This is a genomic window from Asticcacaulis sp. AC402 (assembly GCF_000495835.1).
GTDB lineage: Bacteria > Pseudomonadota > Alphaproteobacteria > Caulobacterales > Caulobacteraceae > Asticcacaulis.
The window spans coordinates 1-919 of record NZ_AWGC01000062.1 but is presented as its reverse complement, the minus strand read 5'-3'; the positions used below and the strand labels follow the sequence as shown (position 1 = coordinate 919).

The 919-nt window shown below is 64.5% G+C and carries 1 protein-coding gene; it reads right to left on the bottom strand.

Going from position 1 to position 919, the window contains the following annotated elements; genetic code table 11:
* A partial coding sequence (locus tag ABAC402_RS40500) for a hypothetical protein (RefSeq protein WP_031236136.1) occupies positions 1-919 on the bottom strand: 919 nt, incomplete at both ends.

The window sequence follows — 919 nt, the reverse complement described above, 5'->3', positions numbered from 1 at the left end:
ATTCAATACCGTGGCCGAGTTGGTAAAGTTGCCAAACGTCAGGGCGTCCGTGCCGGCGGCCAGGTTGATAACCGCTGCCGTGGCGATGGTGGCCAGGGTGACGTCATCGGCCGCCGTGCCGCCGGTGATGGTTTCGACGTTGGAGACGGTACCGGTGTTGGCGACATTGGCCAGGGTCAAAATGTCCGCGCCGGTGCCCAGGTTCAGGGTGACGCCGGTCAGTGTGGTGGCCAGCGTGATGGTATCGATACCCGTACCGCCGGTGATGGTCTCGGCGTTCGAAACGGTGGCGGTGTTGGCGAAGTTGCCGAGCGTCAGGACATCGGTACCGCCGGCCAGGTTGATCGTCGCCGCGGTCAGGATCGCACCGATGGTGATGGTATCGACGTCGGCATTGCCGGTGAGGGTTTCGACGTTGCTTACCGTGATCGTGTTGGCGAAGTTGCCGAGATTCAGGGTATCGATGCCGGTGCCGAGATTAACCGTTCCGGTCAGGGCCGTAGCGATGGTGATGGTGTCAGCCAGGCTGCCGCCGGTGATGGTTTCGACGTTCGACAGCGTGCCGGTATTGGCGAAGGCGCCCAGGGTAAGGGCGTCCGCACCCGCCGCCAGGTCGATCGTCATGGTGTTGGCCAGGGCCGTCGCCAGGGTGATGGTGTCGGCACCGGTTCCGCCGGTAACAGTTTCGGTGTTCGAAACGGTGGCCGAGTTGGTGCCGTTAGCCAGGGTCAGGCTGTCGGTACCGGTGGCCAGGTCGAAGACACCGGCGGTGACGGCGGTAGCAAGCGTGATGACGTCGGCGGCGGTATTACCCGTGATGGTCTCGACGTTGGAGACGGTGCCGGTATTGGCGACCGCGGCCAGGTTCAGCCGGTCGGCGCCGGCGGCGAGGTCCAGCGTCATGCCGGTCAGGGTGGTG